Consider the following 19,963-nt stretch of genomic DNA (forward strand, 5'->3'; position numbering starts at 1 on the left):
TTCTTTTTTTGAAATTAATTTAAAAATAGTAAATTGAAGAGAAAAGTGTCTCTTCTAAATTGTTGTAACTGTACAACCTTCTTTTTCAATAATTACTGTATGCTCTTTTTGACTTACGAAGCAGTCCTTTTTCTCACGAAGCGGAGCGTATGGATAAATCGCCATTGCCTCTGATAACTGTTTAAGAGCAATAGCTCCTTTTCTTTCTCCAAACTCATCAGTGATCCATCTTCCTGAAAACGGAACATATCTGTGGTTGTGCTGAATATGTTTCAATACTCTTTGTGTGCTTTTCATTCTGAATGGCTTGTTTGCCATATATGAAAAAATATAGTGTCCCGGAGCGTCATTGACAATACCCTCTCCGTTGGTTGCAAAAGGTTCTATGGCTATTGCCTGGCCTTCCTCTAAAACGTATCCATCATTATTGTCATAATTTGGAATTGAAATTCCTGCATGCAGGTTATTCTGTTCCAGGCTGTGTCCTGTAAGGTTGAATATTGGATTTAGGCCATATTCTGATATTGCTTCGTGAACTGCAGCACCGATTTTTGACACTTCAATTCCGGCTCTTGCGGTTGCAATTGCCGCTTCAAGACCTGCAGCTGATGCTTCAATTATTTCTTCATGCAGGTTAATTTCATCCTGAGTGTAGTTTTCATCAATATTTCCGCTTGCGGTAACGGTTATTGCAGTATCTGCAATATAACCGTCAATCATTGCACCTAAATCTAATTTCACCATGTCTCCTGCTTTGAATCTTGTTTCATCTCCGGCAGGTGAAGTATAATGTGCTGCAATTTCATTGATTGACACGTTACATGGGAATGCAATTTCAGCACCATTTTTTAAAATTTCACTTTCAACATAATTTACTAAATCTAAAACCAAAGCCCCGTCGGTTATCATCTTGGAAGCTTCGCCACGAATTTTAGAAGCCAGTTTTCCGGCTTGTATATAAGATTCCATCATAAATTTTTACCTTCTTGGTTAAATAATTAATTATATAATTGATAAAGTTTATATAATATTTTATTGTTAAACAAGTTTATATAAAGTTGGAGGTTATTATATGGATGTTCCTACAATACCTGACCAAATGTTTTTATTAATCATATTGGTTATTGTTGCGATTGTATTAATTATCATTGTTTTCCAATGGAGAAAAGTTGCACAATCTAGAAATTCAATTTTAATGCTTGAAAAAGAAATTGAACTTAAAAAAATGTCCATGGTGGAAAAAGACATTGAATCCAAAAGATTAATGGATAATCCAATTCCATTACCACAAGAGCAACAGGACAGTCTTTCAGCTATCAGACAATCTACAACAGAAGTGAGAAGTAACGTCGGATACTTGCATTCTGAAATCAACGAAAGGTTAGCCAGACTTGAAGCTGAAACTGAACAAAGAAAATTAGAAAAAATGCTTAAAGAAATTGAAGCAAAAGAGAAAAAACTCAAAAAAATGAATAAATAGGTGGTAATATGGATGCTATGGAGGCAGTTGCAGTAATTATCTTAATTGTCGCAATTGTGATTTTAGTTTATTATTATTTATTGAACAGTCCAGGTACTATGGACAAGTTACGTAGTTATGTACCAACCAGTGCTGATGCTCATATGAATGAAATTTTAGGCGGGTCCGGAGACAAAAACGGCTATGATTTGACCAAGGATGAAAAACCTAAAAAAGATGATTCCGAATCCATGAGTAAAAGAATCAAAATCAAATTAAGCGATATTGACATGTCTTCACTCAACAATGATGCATTTTCCAATAAGCTTGATGCTTTCTTTGATGCAAAAAGCGATCAGCTAATTAAAGATTGGTCATTAGCTACCACAAATGATTTGAAAGAACTTGAATCCAAATTCAGCGAAACTACTGCTAATGTGGATGAATTGGATAAAAGTTTTAAAGAATTTAAAAAATCATCTGAGGAATTCCAAAAGGTTACTGAGGACAGACTTGGTGATTTGGATAAAAGAATTGAGTCATTAGAAAATAAATAACTTATTTTCTTTGATTTTTCTTTATTTTATAGAAAGGTTTATATATAATACAAACAATATATAATAAATAGTTGTATACTATTTTTATTATATAGCAGGGTGGGGTAGTCTGGTGATCCCGCAGGGCTCATAACCCTGAGATCCCTAGTTCAAATCTAGGCCCTGCTACTTCTATATTAATATTTTTCATGGCAAGTTGAAGATAGCTGCTGGTTTTTTTTTAAACTAAGGAAACTCCGCCCATCAGTACAGAACTATGGCGTTGAAAGACGTATGCTGAGAGGCATGACTCTGGAGCAGAAACGACACGGCTTTTAATGGTAGACGATGATATTTAATTGAGGACATTAAAAGAAACGGTGAAACGGCCATTCCATAGGATGCAAGAGCAAAGATGCCGATGACAACCTGTATGAGGCAAGGTAGCTCGCTAAGATGAATGCTATTAAACAGAAGGTGGGTTACTCTTAACAGGCCATGAATATTAATTATTTTCTTTTTTTCCATCTACATCACGGATTATATTTATCTAATTCTTCATATGTTAATGCAATTTAATTAAAAAATTGATTGATTAAATTGAATTGTTTTTAGTTTTGATATAGAATTATTTTTTGTAATTTTAATTTAAGCTAAGTGTTTTTGTAGGTATTTTTTTAGTCGGAATCATATTTCATTTCAAAAAATTTATATGTCTCTAGTTTTAATATCAAAATCATATTTAGTTATGGAGGACGGACTATGGTAAAAAGAAAATTTTTGACATTGTTGGCAATTAGTCTGGTGATAATTGCAGCTAGCACTGCAGTATATGCACAATCTGATAATATCAAATCACATGAGTATAATTTTCTAAACAAGGCTGTTTTCAATATCAGTGATGATTTAACTAACGAAACTAGCCTTTCTCAGGCTGATAGTTTGGAGGTTGGAACTTATTATACTTATCCTGATGGAAAAGTTATTTGTTCATTATGGTTTGTAGGTGAAGACGGAATCACGGATTTTGAAGGCCATCAGCATGATTCATCCTATGAAAAAATTGAAGGCAATAAAACACCTCAGGGTTATAAAGCATATATTTTTAAGGGTTCTGATGAATATGACGTTTTCATTGATTTAAATAATCTAACTGTTGATGACGGAGGTAGTGAAATGCAGTATTGCTATTTCAGAGGAACTTTTGAAACATTTGATGAGTCCCAGATATTCATCGACACATTCAAAATTAATGAAACCTTAATTTAACTATTTTTTTTCTATTGGCAGTATCGTGACGGCAAACGGTTGAAAATAGTGAGAGTGCAGTGCCTTTCAATTACAACAATCTTCCGTTGTCGTTCCAGTCACTATAGAGCTTGTTTTCATTTGATTTTTAAAATAAACATCAATATGTCCATGATTATCTTTTTCATTCAATTATTAGTATCTTAATTCTTTTAGCCAGTCTTTGGTTTTTTGTTTTCCCTCATCGCTTCTTGCTATTTTGCCGTCAAGTAGAATTGGAACTTGAAAAGGAATTCAAGATATTGAAACCCGGCGGAACATTAGTCTCTCTTAAAGGCCTTCCAAATCAGGAATTTGCAAAAAGAATGGGATTGTCAGCAGTTAAAAAATTATTATTTAAGTTTGCAGGACTAAAATTTGATAAAATGGCCGGTAAAAAGAATCAGAAATATTATTTCCTTTTCGTTGAATCAAATGGAAAACAGCTGGATGAGGTTTCAAGGATTTTTGATGAGAAAAACATTAAACCGTCTGTAGATGCCGTATTTGATTTAAATGAAGTTAATGAAGCTTTGGATAAGGTTGATAAAGGTGGGTCTAAAGGTAAAACTTTAATTAAAATTGGAGAATAATTATTTTCTGTGGTTTTCATATGATGTTAGATATTCATCCAGCAAGTCATACAGTTCCTCTTTTGTATTCATTTTGAAAAGACGAGGCTTGATTTCATAGCTTCCGGGAAGGTTTTTCATATAATATGCGGCATGGCTTCTCATTTCGGGAATGGCTATTTCTTCACCTTTCAATTCAACAAGCAAATCGGCATGCCTTTTTGCCATGGCTATTTTTTCATGTGCACCGATTCTTTCAGGCTCAATTCCATTGTCGATGTAGTCGATGCATTGCTTTACAAGCCATGGATTTCCTCTGATTGCCCTTCCAATCATAATTGCATCGCAGCCTGTCTCGTCAAGCATTCTTTTGGCATCATAGCATGTCCAGATGTCTCCATTTCCGATGACAGGTATTGAAAGTTCATCCTTAATCTGCTTAATCAATGACCAGTCTGCAGGCACGTCATACCTGTCTTCTTTGGTTCTTGGGTGGACTGCAATGGCAGCGGCACCGGCATCTTCAACAATTTTTGCAATTTCAAGTGCATTGATGCTGTTTCTGTCCCAACCGCTTCTGATTTTAACGGTAACTGGTATGGGCACAGTATCAACAACGGTTTCAATTATCTTTCGAGCTTTTTCGGGATCTTTTAGGAGTGCACTTCCCGCACCACTTTTAATGGCAACCTTTCTAACGGGACAGCCCATATTGATGTCAATGATGTCAGGTTTCATGTATTCATAAACGAATTTTGAAGCTATTTTGAATGATTCCGCTTCCGCTCCAAAAATCTGCTGGGAAATCGGACGTTCCTCTTCGCTCATGTAAAGCATTTCCTTGGTTTTGCGGTCATGATACATTACAGCTTTATCTGAAACCATTTCGGTTTCAATAAGTCCGCAGCCCATTGATTTTACAATTCTTCTGAATGCGGAATCACATATTCCAGCCATAGGTGCCAGAACGACCTGATTGTCTATTTTAACATTGCCGATTTTCCATTTCATTAAAAAAACTCTTCACTAGTTTGTTAATATAATTTTAGAAAAATAGATTAATTAATTTTTTGCAAAATAAGTTGTTTTAAAAAAAGAAATAATAAGGACTATTTAACCAAATAGTCCGTCAAATAATCCTTTTGAAGTATCAGTGCCATTTGTATTGTTTAAAACATCTGATATCTGTGATTCATAATTGTTTATGTCTCCTTGCACATTTTGAACTTGTTCAATTGCTGTTGCAAGGTTTTCAACATCACTGTTTGTAATGTTAATGTTATTCACGATAGTGTAATTGTTTATTACGTTCACGATAGTTTGGTGATCAGTAATATTTTCCTCTTTAACTGTTTCCTTTACATCATCGACTAGTTTTGATACTTCTTCGGAAGTCACATTTGAATTTTCAACAACTTCTGCCTGTGTATAGATTTCGTTGTTAGCTGCTTCTTTTACAGTGTCCGGAATCTCAACACTTGTTGCCACTTCATATGAATTCATAATTCCTGCGAGTGCAGATTCACCGGTTGCGGTTACAGGACTTGTCACATAAACATGTCCGCTTGTAATTCCAGCGGATTTCAATGCAGATAGATACATGTCTCCTGTAATTGTAGTGATTTTTGATTTATCTACACTTACTTGAAGTTTAGCATTATCGTTCAAGTCAACTAATGCGGATGAGAATATTTGATTGGATCCGTAAGTTTTACCAGTGATTGAACTTGAAATTTTATTCACTTCGCTGGCAGAGATAATTTTTGTATTTGCACTTGCCAAATCAACATTTGCCTGATTTTTGAAAAATGCATCAACAGTATTTTTATAGTCTGCGTTTGCATTTGTGGTCTCACCGTAGGTTATTACTACAGGGTCTATTTGGCCTGAAAATCCGATAGGGATAATCATTCCAACTAATATTATAGATAAAATAACAATACCTATTGTACTCTTGCGCATATTATCACCTCTTCATAATAGCAAATCTTAATTGTACCTTTTAGTATTTAAATGTATATTATTTGTTATTAGAATTTTTTTAATACTCCTAAATTTAACATAAATTCAGCAACTTTTATATGTTTTCAAATCAAATTTAAACTTATAGTAATTCTATTACTATTGTTCAAGTTCAATAGATTAAAAGGAGGTGAAAATACGGTAAAGTTAAATAATCGAATAGTATTTGCATTATTGATTTCTATATTGCTTCTGTTTTCTGTAAACAGTGTTTTTGCAGGAGATAATGAAACTATATCTGAGGTAATAAGTGCTCCAAATGATTTGACTGAAATAACGTCGAAAAATGATGTAAGTACACTTCAGGCTTCTAATGAGTCAGTTCTATCCGCAAATAACAATGTAATTAATATTGTTGATGTTAGGGATTCATACAATGAAAAAACCAAAACATGGGATGAAGACGGATTCACCATAGCGGGAGCTACCGTAAAGGTATTTGACTCCAACCATAAGTTGATTTCAACTCACACTACCAATTCAAAAGGTAATGTTGCAATTAAAAACTTAGGTTCCGCTAAGTATTATCTGGAAGTCAGTTACTCCACTTATGAAACTCAAAAGCTGAGTGTCATTGATTTTACTAAAAATAGTGGTACAGTAACCATTAGGGACATAATGTTCACTCCCGACATTCTTCTGTTAGTGGATTATAACTCCCACAATGAAAAGGTAGATGTTTTGATGAACATGTCCAGAAGGGTGGCTTACATCAGTACAACAGATTTCGACAAGTCCAGGTCATGGTTGGTTGAATATGCTCAATTTATCCATATTGATATGTTTTCAGAATCTGCATACAGTGTTCTTACAGGACAATACCTAAAAGAGCTCCTGGCAGAATCACCTGCTAACGCAAGATATAATGTAGCTTACACATTCAGTGTATTCTCACAGCAAATCCTGAACAATACAGGTTTGCACGTTGTTGGAGCTTCACCTGAGAACAATACGTATGACACTATTGAAAATACATATATCGGTTCTTATTTCCAAGCAAAAGACATTGCTGAATCAGATATTCTGCAGAGCAATATGAAAAATTATCTAGATTATGTTCGTTACTTAATCAATCCATCAAAATATGCAGATCCTACACTTGATGAGGACAACGCACCACTGATGGCTCCTGAATGTGGTTTTTACCATCCTGATTTAGGATTGTACACACTCGTTCCTGAAGGAAAGCTAATCAATCAGTGGATTCATCAAAATCCGGGTTATACTCATAGTTCAGACGGTAGTTTGAATTGGATGACTGAAAATTATGTTGTGTGGTTAACTGAAACTTTGGATCCAACATCATTGTTTAAGAAGTTTGAAAGTGATTATATCGCTAAATTCCATCCAACAAAATCATTCATTGCTATCGCTTCATACTATGGCGGAGAAGAAGTGTCCGATGCGTTAATCAGAGGATATGAAGCTAACGGCAGACCTGCTTTCAATGTATTTAAAACAGGAACTCAACCGCCAATGTCTTCAATATTAAATAAGATTAACAACCTCTCAAAAGTGGGTATATCTGCTGTAAATTCATTATGCAGCTGGTCACTTGACTATGCTAACGGTACTGCAGAACCTGATTTGACTGATATTGACTTACATGTCTTGAAAGGTATTGTGGAAATATCTGAATACAGTTACAAATCAGAACTGGGTGCACAGACTGAATGGACCTTCATGGTTACATATCCTAGTTTTGAAGGAGTATTCGGTCAAGTAGCATTGTCTTGGGTTGACAATTTCGGTAACTCTCATGTAATCCAGGACGGTGTAGACAAGATGGTTCAGTTAAACTGCAAATGGGCTGATTTACATGACTTAAATAATTCTGATAAGAAAGTTGCAATCATGCTTTATAACTATCCGCCGGGTAAAGCTGAAATTGGTGCTTCATACTTAGATGTATTTACTAGTGCTTATGATTTACTTATTCAATTATATGCTCAAGGTTATGACATTGGAGGTTCAGTCGAGTATTCTAACTATTACAACAATACTTATCAATTCCTTATCAATTCACAAAAAAATTATCAAATAAATGGGTCATTCACTCATTTGGTGTCATTATATAATTTGACTAGAATTATTTTTGATATGAACAATAAGGGGTCATGGGCTTCCGGTTTGCTTGAAAAATATGTTGAAGAAAATTGGGATGACTTGATGGCACATCATCAATTGATATCTCTTAAGGACTTTGAGTATTTAACTTCAGACATTAGGGATTCCTTATATTACAACCTTACAGGCTATTGGGGTGACGGTTTAGGTCCTGCAATGGTCTATAAAAACAAATATATTGTTATTCCTGGTGTTTGGTTCGGTAATGTATTTATCACTTTCCAACCTAGTAGGGGATGGGAAGAAGTCCAGGATTATCACAGTTTAGTTATTCCTCCGCACCAACAATATGTTGCATTCTATAAATGGATGCAAAAAACTGCAAAAATGAATGCTATTGTTAGTATGGGAACTCACGGAACATTAGAATGGTTGCCTGGTGTAAACCTCGGTGCATTTCCGGGAGATTGGACTTTCGAGTTAACATTAATTCCTACAGTATATCCATATATTGTGTCTAACCCTGGTGAAGCGATGGTTGCTCGTGACAGAAGTTCCGCATTGGTAATTACTCACATGACTCCTGCTATGGTTTCATCTGAGTTATATGGTAATTATACCACTTTAAAAAATTACATAAATTACTATAAGGAACAAGTCAGTCTTAACGTTACTGCTAATGCAGATGAATATAGGGAAATGATTATAAAATTGGCTCCTGAATTAGGTTTCAGAAACTTCTCATCCAAAAATGAAACATTCCAAAACTATATAGATGATTTGCATCACTATCTGGATGACATGGAGGATGACTTCAACACTTACGGTCTTCATACCTTAGGTAAAATACTGACTGGTTATGAATTGGCTGAAGAGGTCGTTACAATTGTAACTTCCCAAACAAAAATCTATGACCAATTGGTTGAGTTCATGTATCCTAAATTGAAAGGACTAAGCTTCTACAAGGATATGCTAAAGGACTTCAAGTATGCTGATCATGTAAAAGCTATAAAGGCATTCCTGATGGCATATTCAAATTCATTGGTCAACGGAAGTTCTGCCAAAGACCTCAATAAGAAATTTGGAATTAAGGAAGGAACCGCATTGTACAATTCAACATTGTACTGTGAAGACATCATAGCCAATATTCAAAACAACAACGAATGGAACGCAATTATGCTTGCATTATCTGGACGTTATGTAAAATCCGGTTTATTCGCTGATCCATCATATGGTGATTCAATACCTACAGGATTCGATGGTTACGCTTCTGACCCTACAAGAATGCCATCTCATGCAGCATTTGAATCTGCTGTCAAAATTGTTGACATGCTTTTAGCTAATTACTATGAACAACATGGTAAATGGCCAGAGTTAACATCATTAATCTTATGGGGTACAGAGATATCCAGGACTGAAGGTATCGGAGTTGCAGAATTCCTATATCTTTTAGGTTGTAAACCGGTTTGGGCGGACAATGGAAAAGTGCTCGGTGTAGAACAAATTCCATTAAGTGATTTAAACATAACTTTGAATGATGGTTCTGTTGTTAATAGGCCTAGAATAGATGTATTTGCAAGTATGGTTACAAACAACAAAGATTGGATAACTTGGATGCTGACTGCTGTAAATATGGCAGCAAATGCTACCGGTGAGGATGAAAGCAACAACTATGTTAAAAAACATTATGCTGAAAATCCTACTTTGGATAGATTATTTGGTCTTCCAGGTAATGTATTAGAAGGAACCGGTATGTCAAATCTCTTGCCAAATACTGCAGACTGGAATATTTCAACTGTAAATAAATATGCAACAGATATATATTTAAGCAAGGTATCCTATTCCTGGACATTGGATGAGAAAGGACATATTGTTGTTAAAAACGAAAAAGAGAACTATAAATATCTGCTTAAAAAAGTTGATGTGATTACTCAAAACTTCGACAGTTCCTGGAGATTATTCGATTCAGATGATTATCCTGACTGGTTTGGTGGTTTATACAATGCAGCAATTGTATTGAAAGAACAGGATGGAATTGAAAGGCCTGATACAGCATTCTTTGATATCAGGAACAAAAACAATTACATTTCAAGGACATATGAACAGGAAATGGAATTTGAAATTCGTAGCAAACTGTTAAATCCTAAATATTATGATGTATTGTCCAAAACCCCTGGAGGAATGAATACTCTTGCATCAAACATGCAAAACATGTATATAGTTCTTGTATTAAGTAATAGTCAACTCAACAAACAGTTAGGAGATCAATTGGCTCAACGTAATCTGGAAGCACTTGCTGGTGCTAAGGATGCTACTTTAGCTCCTGCGGCACAATCCATGGCAGGTTGGCAAATATATATGGCTGACCAAGGTCTTTGGGATGGAGACGCAGCAACTGTTCAGAAATTAGTCGATGCATATATGCAAAGTGTTATTGATTATGGTGTTGCATGTTGTCACCACACATGTAAAAACCTTGCATGGAATGCGAAAATCATTCAGTTAAGTTCCTTAACTCCTGCGCAAAAGCAGAAATTCGCAGAAATCCTTGCTCAAGCTACAAACACTGATCCGTTATACCAAATGGACCAATCTGGTGAAAGTCAAGGCCAATCTGGTAATCAAAACAACGGAAACAATAATGCAAATGTATTAACTAATGATACTTCCCAGCAACAATCAGAACAATCAAGTTCTGGAGGAAGTACTGCTGCAGGTAATGACGGTTCACAACCTGGAACTGCGAAAACCGCTTCAGATTCTCAAAGTTCTCAAGATGCATCTTCAAGTGCAGGAAGCAGTAAAGCTTATGAGATTTCTGAAAAATCAACTGCAAAATCTGTTAGTGCAACAGAATCTAGCATGCCAATATTTGTTATCGTTGCTGTAATTGCATTAATTGTAATATTCTTAGCAGGATACTGGCGTAATGATGAAGATGATTATGATGATTATTAATTAATCATCAACTTTTTTTTATTTTTTTTAGTTATTTTTAAATATTATATTTTATTATATCTAATAATATAATAGAAAATTTTTAAAGTTTAATTTATTAAAAATTTTTAATAATTTGTTAAATTAAAAATGATGAGGTATAATAATGGTTAAAAAAATTAATATTTTATTAGTTTTATTGCTTTTATTTGTTTCCATATCTGCTGTAAGTGCGGTGGATGACGGAAACATTACGGAATTGGAAAGCAGTGAAGCTATTCAAGATACGTTACAAGTATCTGTTGATGAAGATGCCAGTTATGCTTCGGATAGTCTTGATGATGTTGTGGCTGTCGAAGAAACTGATGCGGAACTTTCTGAATCTTCATTTACAATTAATGATGGTAATTACAAACAGTATTTTAATACTGCCACTGGACAGTTGGTTTCTTCTGATGTAAAGTCTGGAGATACAATAATTTTAGACGGCACTATTTCAAATAAGAATTTAATTATCAACATTCCGGTAAATATTGTTGGCTCTTCTTCAAATAATTTGAAAAACTCAATGATTATTTTAAAAAATGGAGCTTCTAACAGTAATGTTTCTGATTTAAAAATTGCCAACACCAATAATGGAAAAGCGGGTGTTGTTTTGGATTCTGCTAGTTATTGTACAATTACTGGTTGTGTAATAAATAATAAGGGTGCAGGTTCATATCCAATTTCCGTTATTAACGGTGCAAATCATAATAATGTAATTGGAAATGATTTAACAGCATATGGTATTACATATGGTCATGGTACAAGATCTACTCCTGGTTTGATTGTCAGTGGTTCCCATTATAATTACATTGCAAATAATCATGTTGAAGTGGATGACGCTAATGGAATATACTTGTCAAGTTATGCTGGAGAAAGTGAAGATAAGGTTATTAAAAATTATGGTGGTATCTCTAATTTTAATATGATTTATAATAATACTGTTGAATGTAATGTTTTAGCTACTTCATGGAGTTACAGTATTCAGATAATGGGTAACAATAATACAGTCAAATCCAATACTGTCCTTAGAGGTTACAGGGGTATTTCCACTTCTGGTGCAGGAAATATTATTGATGGTAATATAATTAGTGTTGCCGGTTCTGATTTTACTCATCCGGGTGTTGAAACAGGTGGGGAATATGGTATTGTAGGAGCTATTTACTCAACAATAACAAATAATATAATTACTGGTAAAATCATTTCCACTGGTGGAGGAATCTCTGCTCTTGACAAGTCAGTTGTTGAAAACAATTTGGTTAATATTACTAAAGTTGGTAAAGGTATAAATGCTGAGGGTTCAAACATCATAATTCGAAATAACACTGTATGCACTGTATCTGGTTCAGGTATCTATCAACAAGGTAATTATTTCGGCCTTATAGTTGAAAATAATAATATTACTTCTGAATCCGGTGTGGGTATTTTAATAGAAAAAGAAAACAATAAAAAAATGCCTTCAAATGTTACTGTTATCGGAAACACTATCAAAACTGGAAATAAAGTTGCTATTGATGCTAGCAGTGTTGTGGAATCATCTTCTAATATAGACCATGAATCTAATAATGTTTATGGAAAGATTATTATGAGTCCTGAAGGTGTTATAGATACATCCAAATCTGTATACATTTTTAAGGGAAATACAAGTATTATCACTCCGGACAATATTAGGGAATACATTAATGCTAATGGTGATTTAACATATAATGTACATGATGGCGATATATTAGAATTTGAAGGAACATTCGAAAATGAGGTAATCTATATTAATAAACGCGTTAAGATAACTGGTGATAATCCAGTATTTTACAATTCCACATTTAAAGTAACATCTGGCGGAGTATTAATTGAAAATTTAACTATCATCAACAGGGAAGCAAATAGGGTAAATGCATGGGGTATTTTCACAAACCAGGCTAATGGTGTTAGAATCACTAACAATAAAATCACTGTCAGTGACCCTAAGGCAGCTTATGCAGTTTATGTTTTAGAATCAACAGAGGTTGAAGTAATTAACAATGAATTAACTTCTGAAGGGGACTTTTTAACATTTACTTTACTTTCATATGCTTCTGAAGACTGTACTTTTGCAAACAATACTATTAAAACAATTGGAACAAGTGAAGTATACTCATTTGCACCGGAAAAATGCATTGACGGTAATGAAATAACTGTTGATGGAAAACAATATTGCATTGATGGTAATGAACTAATAATCGACGGTAAATCCTATTGTATTGATGGAAATGAACTTACTATTGATGGAAGGGTTTATTGTATTGATGGTAATGAGTTGAGTATTGATGGTCATTCTTATTGTATTGACGGTCAGGAATTGACTATTGATGGTAAGACTTATTGTATTGATGGTGATGAGTTGAGTATTGATGGTCATTCTTATTGTATTGACGGTCAGGAATTGACTATTGATGGTAAGACCTATTGCATTGACGGCAACGAGCTTTGTATTGACGGTGCTGAATACAGTATGGGTAAAGCGCATGTCATTTCAGAAATTTATCAAACTTATGGAATTTTATTATTATACTCATCAAACAATAAAATTTCTGGAAATGACGTAAATGTTACATCTAAATTAGATTCAGTACACGCAACAACCGGTGAAGACAACTCTACAAACTCCTTGGTTGGTATTGACTCATACTTCAACACTCACAATAATATATTTTCAGATAACACTGTCTACATTAAGGCTAATGATAATTACATTTATGGTATGGGTGTTTTAGGATATAATACCGGCCACACTGCTCCTGCAGGTCAAGGCGCTTCCAACAATACCTTTGAAGGAAATAAAATTATTCTTGAAGGTCCATATTTCACAACTGGATTGATTGTCGGAAGTTCATCTGAAGACACTATTTTAAAAGGCAATACTATTGAATTACTCTCACCTGTAAGCTATGGTATTACTTTGGAAATGTCTCAAAGATCAACTATTGAAAACAATAATTTAAACTTGAATTCTGATGCAGTCTATGGAATTGATTTAATTTCATCCTCTGATAATGTCATTAATAAAAATACTGTTGTTGGTGAAGGTAAGCAGGTTTATGGCATTTTTATTTCAAACGGTAAAAACAATGAAATTAACGATAATTCAATCAAAGCCAGAGGTAACGGTGAAAATTTAACCTTTAAAGTATTGGACTCTCTTGGAATAGGTAATGCGGGTATTTATCTCATGGCTATTTCAACCAATAATAAGATCAGCAGTAACAACATCACTTCAACTAAAGGATATTCCATTTTGGTTGACGATGTTGCAACCTCCAATGTAATTTCTGACAACTATCTTAAATGTGAAAAAGGTACTGGGGCTAATGCAATAAGCAACACTAAAAATAATGATATTATAGACAACTATGTAAATGTGGCTGAAGTATTGTCTGTAAGCGCTCCTGATGTTGTTTATCGTGGTGTTGGTGAGTTTGCAGTAACTTTAGATAAAAGTATGGATGGAGCTATTGTAAAATTCTATGATGGTGATGGAAAACTGTTTGCTCAATCAACTGTCTCTAATGGAATTGCAAAAGCTAAGTATAACTTTGATAAAACATATACTCCTGCACAGTACATCTTCACAGCAAAAGTTTCAAAAGAGAATTATAGAACCATAACTTCCGAGTTGGAATTTTCAGTGATTAATGGAAACCTTGTTATCACTGTGAAAAAGGTTTCAATGGAACAGGGTGGAACCGGAAACTTTGTTGCTACTGTTTTGGATGAATTTGGAAATCCTGTAGCTAAAGCAAATGTTATATTCAACAGGGTTAATTCTGTAGGTAGGCTTACTCCTTTAGGAAATGCTGTCACTGACAGTAAAGGTGTTGCAACATTTAAGTATGATGTTCCTAAGGATTATGAACTTGTGGATTATGATATTGTTTCAAAGGTTGCTGGTGCTGAAAATTACAATGACGCTAACACAACTTCCATTTTAACTGTGGTTGAAAAATTATCTATCACCGGAAACAAGGCTTACTCTGTATACTATGGAAATACAGTAACATATAAAGTCAAAATTTTGGATGCGAAGAAAAAAGCGGCTGCTGGAAAAACAGTAACATTCAAAATAAACGGCAAAACCAAAAAGGTCAAAACTGATAAAAACGGTTATGCATCTTATAAGGTTAAATTGGCTGCAGGTTCATATACAATCACTGCCACATGCGGTCTTCATAAGGTATCCAACAAGATCACCTTCAAGCCTACAGTGATTGCCAAAAGCCTTTCTAAAAAGAAAGCAAAAACCATTAAGTACACAGTTAAAGTCGTAAACAATAAGGGTAAAATCTTAAAGAACAAGAAAGTTACATTTAAGGTTAAAAATAAAAAATACACAGCAAAAACCAATAATAAAGGTATAGCTACTATAACACTTAAAAATTTAAAAGTGGGCAAGTATCCAATATCTTCTAGTTATGGTGGATGTACAGTAAAAACTACATTAACAATTAAGAAATAAGGGTTTTTAACCTTTATTTTACTTTTTTTTCAACTTTTTTTTAATTAAATTTAAATATTCTCAAAATTAAATTATTAAACAATAGTCAATCATTTTTCAATTTTATTAGACTATTTCTTAAATTAATATATTAATGAGGTGAAATAATTAGGTCAAAAACTTTATTTGTTTCATTAATCATGTTATGCCTAGTATTATCTGTTGGGGCAGCATTCGCTGCTGATAATGCTACTGATGTCATAGCAGTCGATGATGAAATAACTGTCGATGAACCACTTGCTGTTGAACAAGATGTTCAGAAAGTAAGTGCAAATGAAAGTTCCGCTGCTGTAGTTACTCCAGAAAATGTTAATCAGTATATAGATGAATCTGGTCAATTGTATGAAAATGTTACTGCAGATGAGATAGTATTCGATGGTACTTTTAATAATTTGAATTTAACTGTTGAACGTGCCATTACATTGACTGGTGGAATTTTTAACAATCCAAACTTTGAAATTTATTCTAGTGATGTTCTATTGAGGAATTTCACAATTGTTCAAGATAATGGTGTTAATTCCATTTTCGTTGCTGGAGATGAAGAAAATCATACTTCTGATGTTGTAATTGACAATGTGAATATTGTATTTACAGATGACCAAATGGGTGCAGATGTAATTCCAATTCAAGTAATGCATTCCGATGATTTCATGTTAATGAATTCATATATTGCATATACTGGTAAAACCAACGGTTATTATATTAATAACGCTATCCGTTTAACCAATTCAAAAAATGCAATAATTTTTAACAATAAGATACATGCAAATCTTGTTTCCGCTGCTGTCGGATGGGCTGAAGAGCCTGCAGGTTCTGGAATTTGGGTAAGCAATCCTATGAGTGAAGCAGTTGTAATTAAAAATTCAGATGGTGCTACTTTAGATGGCAACTTAATAAATGTTACTTATGGTGATGTTGTAGGTGCTTATGATACCATTTATACTGTTGATGTATCAGAATCCAATGATGTTTTAATAACCAATAATGAGATTATATCTGATGGTAACAATTACATTTATGGCATTATTGTATCTGGTGATGATTTCACAATCAGTGGTAATAACATTACCTCTACTGGGGTAGATTATGCTAACGGTATTGATATTGAAGGTCCTGCTACTGGTGTAGTTGAAAACAATAATATTGCTGTTAATGCTGAAACAAGTGCATATGCAATCTATTCCGGTATGAACGGTCAAAATGTTAGCGCTAACTACACTGGAAATAACATCACCGGTAAAGCATATAATGTATTCGGTTTCTCCTTAGGTGATGTAGAATCCAATGTTAAAGATAATTACGTTGACCTTGAAGGTAATTATACTACCGGTCTTGCTGCTAAAACCGGTGTTTTAGATGTCACTGGAAACAGATTTGTTTTAATTTCTTCTGAAGAAGGTAATAAAACTATTAGTGAAGGAATGGGTGTTGCTGCTAGAGGTATTTTTGCAATGACTGGTAATGTTACTATTGATAGTAATGTTATTTCTACTTCCGGTGCTGGTGTTTTCTTAACTGGTGTGGATGCTGCTGATGTTAAAAATAACTTTATTAATGTTGTTGCTAATGCTGATAAGGATGCTTATGGTATTTATGCTGGTGTCCTTGGAGGTTTAACCGTCACTGATAATAATATTGATTATGAAGGTGCTACTAATGGTGCTGGTGTTAATAATGCGCTTTTCATTGCTGGAACTGATGGTGCTATTGTTGCTAATAACAATTTCACTTTAGATTTAGTTTCCTCTTATGTTCCTTGGCCTGAAGTACCTGCAGGTTCAGGTAACTGGGTAAAAAGTCCTGTTAGTGAAGGTATTGTAGTTAAAGAATCTGATAATGTGGTATTTGATGGTAATAATGTAAATGTTACTTATGGCGATGTTGTAGGTGCTTATGATACTATTTATGCTGTTGATTTTGTTGATTCTAACAATGCTGTAATTGCTAATAATGATATTGTTGCTAAAGGTAACTCTTATATTTATGGTATTATTTTGTCTGGTGATGATTTCATAATCAGGGCTAACAATATCACTTCTACCGGTGTATACTATGCTAACGGTATTGATATTGAAGGTCCTGCAACTGGTGTTGTAGAAGACAACGTTATTGATGTTAATGCAGTAACAAGCGTTTATGCTATCTATTCCGGTATGAACGGTCAAAATGTAAGCGCTAATTACACTGGAAATAACATCACCGGTAAAGCTTACAATGTATTCGGTTTCTCCTTAGGTGATGTCGAATCCAACATTGCAGATAACGAAATCTATCTTGAAGGTAATTACACTACTGGTATTGCTTACAGAGGTTCCTCTTTAGGCGTTTCCGGCAACCATATAGTTTTAACCTCTTCCGAACAAGGTAATGAAACTATCTGGGAAAACTTCGGTGTTGAAGCTGTCGGTATTAAAGTTATTAACGGTACTGCAGTTATTGAAGACAACACTATTTCAACTCCTGGAAAAGGCGTTCATGTAGAAGGCGCTGAAACTGATGTTTACTTATATGAAAACTTCATCAATGTTGTCGGCAATGAAGATCAAAATGCTTACGCTATCTTTGCTATTGACGCTTCATCTTTATTTGTTAATTTGAATACTATTGATTATCAGGGTGCTACTACTGGTACCGGTGTTAACAATGCTGTTTATGCAAACAATGTTACTTTGGTCACTATTTTAGGAAATAACTTCACTTTAGATTTGGTTTCCAGCTATGTTCCTTGGTTTGAAATTCCTGCAGGTTCAGGCAATTACGTATCCTTCCCTATTAGTGAAGGTATTGTAGTTGAAGATTCTGATGTGGTGTTCTCACTCAACAAGGTGGATGTAACCTATGGTGATGTTGTAGGTTCTTACGATACAATTTATGCTGTTGACGTTAAAGCTGATAATGCATTAATTACCGATAACGAAATCAATGCTAAAGGTCACACCTACATTTACGGTCTCATAGTCACTGGAGAAAACTTCACTATTGAATCTAACAACATCACTGTTGAATCCGATAACTATTATGCTAACGGTATTGATATTGAAGGTCCAGCTTCTGGTGTTGTAGAAGACAATGTTTTAGATGTTACTGGTGTCCAATCTGCTTATGCAATTTACTCAGGTATGAACGGTCAAGATGTAAGTGCTAACTACACTGGAAATAACATAACCGGTAACGCTTACAATGTATTCGGTTTCTCTTTAGGTGATGTCGAATCCAATATTGCAGATAATGAAATCCTTCTTACAGGTAACTACACTACAGGTATTGCTTACAGAGGTACAAAATTAACAGTTGATAATAATATTATCAGCGTATTAGGTACTAATGTAGGCGACGAATATGTTTGGGAAGCATTTGGTGTAGAAACTATCGGTATTAAAGTAGTTAACGGATCTTCCACTATTACTAACAATGCAGTATTGTCCACTGGTGATTATCCTGTTGATGTACAAGGCACTGCTGCTTCAGTACATGACAACTCCTTAAGCGGTATGAGATTCATCGGTGATGAAGGTGTAAGAAATGATGCAAACTCAGAAGTTTACAATAACACTCCTGAAATAGGCAATAAAACTGCTACTGAAATTTTAATGAATGTTACATTTGATGGTGAAAATGGAACCATATATGGTACCTTGCATGATGTTAATGGCACTCCAATTGATGATCCTGTTGATTATACTATAAATGGTATTCCTGGTACTGTAACTCCTAAAAATGGTAGTTTCCAAATAGATGGTTTAAATGGTGCAGAAATTGTCATCACTTTTTCTGGAGACAGTTATTTAAAAGGGTCCAATGTAACTATTGCATTGAACAAACCTCCTGCAGAAAAATTGGCAACACAATTCAATGTAACTAACGGATTAGTATTTACCTGTTATGCTGTTGATTATAAAGCTGGTGAACGTGGTAAACCATTCGAAGTATTATTGACTGATTCTAACGGTAAACCTTTAGCTAATGTTACTGTTTACTTCGGTATTAACGGTTATGTCCACAACAAAACCACTGATGAAAACGGTGTTGCATCCTTGCCAATCAACCTGCAAAATGCAAACACCTACACCTGTGCTGTAATGTTTATGGATGATGAAACACACAACGCTACATTTGCTGTTGCAAGCTTAAATGTGATTAAGAAAACAACTTCAATTACAGCAAGCGCAAAATCATACAAAGCATCTGTAAAAACCAAAAAATACACAGTTACCTTAAAAACCATTAAAGGATCTTCTGTGGATGGTAAAACTTACCTTAAATCTGGTTTAAAAGTAACTCTTAAAGTCAATGGTAAAACCTACACCGCAAAAATAAACGCTAAAGGTCAAGCTACATTTAAGATTACTAACTTGAGCAAAAAAGGTAAATTTGCTGCTCAAATCAAATTTGCAGGTGATAAAACCTACGCAGCATCATCTAAAAAAGTAACTTTGACTATTAAATAGAGGGGATTAATTATCTCTTCTAACTTTTTTTATTTTTTCAATAATATCATCTGTTTCATGTAGAT

The 19,963-nt window shown here is 34.2% G+C and carries 10 protein-coding genes, 1 tRNA gene and 1 other RNA gene; 9 read left to right on the forward strand and 3 right to left on the reverse strand.

What is annotated here, in order from left to right:
* Positions 1-54 precede the first annotated feature (54 nt).
* Positions 55-972, reverse strand: coding sequence for a type II methionyl aminopeptidase (gene map / locus ACKI30_RS03550; protein WP_292739067.1), 918 nt, complete (start codon positions 970-972; stop codon positions 55-57).
* 100 nt (positions 973-1,072) lie between these two features.
* Between map and ACKI30_RS03555 the strand changes: the two genes are divergently transcribed.
* The 6 genes from ACKI30_RS03555 to ACKI30_RS03580 all read left to right on the forward strand — a co-directional run bounded on the left by ACKI30_RS03555 (position 1,073) and on the right by ACKI30_RS03580 (position 3,875).
* Complete coding sequence (locus ACKI30_RS03555) at positions 1,073-1,480, forward strand: hypothetical protein (protein WP_407409937.1); 408 nt, start codon at positions 1,073-1,075, stop codon at positions 1,478-1,480.
* 8 nt (positions 1,481-1,488) lie between these two features.
* Positions 1,489-2,016: a hypothetical protein gene (locus ACKI30_RS03560; protein ID WP_407409939.1), complete on the forward strand. Its 528-nt coding sequence runs from the start codon at positions 1,489-1,491 to the stop codon at positions 2,014-2,016.
* Between the two features lie 93 nt (positions 2,017-2,109).
* Positions 2,110-2,184, forward strand: a tRNA-Met gene (locus ACKI30_RS03565).
* 23 nt (positions 2,185-2,207) lie between these two features.
* Positions 2,208-2,492, forward strand: an RNA gene (gene rnpB / locus ACKI30_RS03570) — RNase P RNA component.
* 265 nt (positions 2,493-2,757) lie between these two features.
* Positions 2,758-3,264 (forward strand): hypothetical protein, encoded by a 507-nt coding sequence (locus ACKI30_RS03575; RefSeq protein WP_407409941.1) that lies wholly within the window; start codon positions 2,758-2,760, stop codon positions 3,262-3,264.
* 254 nt (positions 3,265-3,518) lie between these two features.
* Entirely contained in the window at positions 3,519-3,875 is a 357-nt protein-coding gene (locus tag ACKI30_RS03580; RefSeq protein ID WP_407409943.1) for a zinc-binding dehydrogenase, read from the forward strand.
* On the opposite strand, the gene dusB is transcribed toward ACKI30_RS03580, so the two are convergent.
* The gene (gene dusB / locus ACKI30_RS03585; RefSeq protein WP_407409945.1) at positions 3,876-4,865 is read right to left on the reverse strand and encodes a tRNA dihydrouridine synthase DusB; all 990 of its coding nucleotides are present in this window, start codon (positions 4,863-4,865) and stop codon (positions 3,876-3,878) included. It lies immediately after the preceding gene.
* 102 nt (positions 4,866-4,967) lie between these two features.
* Complete coding sequence (locus ACKI30_RS03590) at positions 4,968-5,816, reverse strand: DUF1002 domain-containing protein (protein WP_407409947.1); 849 nt, start codon at positions 5,814-5,816, stop codon at positions 4,968-4,970.
* Between the two features lie 243 nt (positions 5,817-6,059).
* On the opposite strand from ACKI30_RS03590, the gene ACKI30_RS03595 reads away from it, so the two are divergent.
* From ACKI30_RS03595 to ACKI30_RS03605, 3 genes are all read left to right on the forward strand, one after another.
* On the forward strand, positions 6,060-10,901 hold the full coding sequence (locus ACKI30_RS03595; protein WP_407410091.1) for a cobaltochelatase subunit CobN: 4,842 nt from the start codon (positions 6,060-6,062) through the stop codon (positions 10,899-10,901).
* A gap of 145 nt (positions 10,902-11,046) precedes the next feature.
* Complete coding sequence (locus ACKI30_RS03600; RefSeq protein WP_407409949.1) at positions 11,047-15,411, forward strand: right-handed parallel beta-helix repeat-containing protein; 4,365 nt, start codon at positions 11,047-11,049, stop codon at positions 15,409-15,411.
* Positions 15,412-15,590: 179 nt separating this feature from the next.
* A complete protein-coding gene (locus tag ACKI30_RS03605) occupies positions 15,591-19,898 on the forward strand; it encodes a hypothetical protein (RefSeq protein WP_407409951.1) in 4,308 nt (1,435 codons plus the stop codon).
* Positions 19,899-19,963 lie beyond the last annotated feature (65 nt).

The organism is Methanobrevibacter sp. (assembly GCF_045539575.1).
Taxonomy (GTDB): Archaea; Methanobacteriota; Methanobacteria; order Methanobacteriales; family Methanobacteriaceae; genus Methanocatella.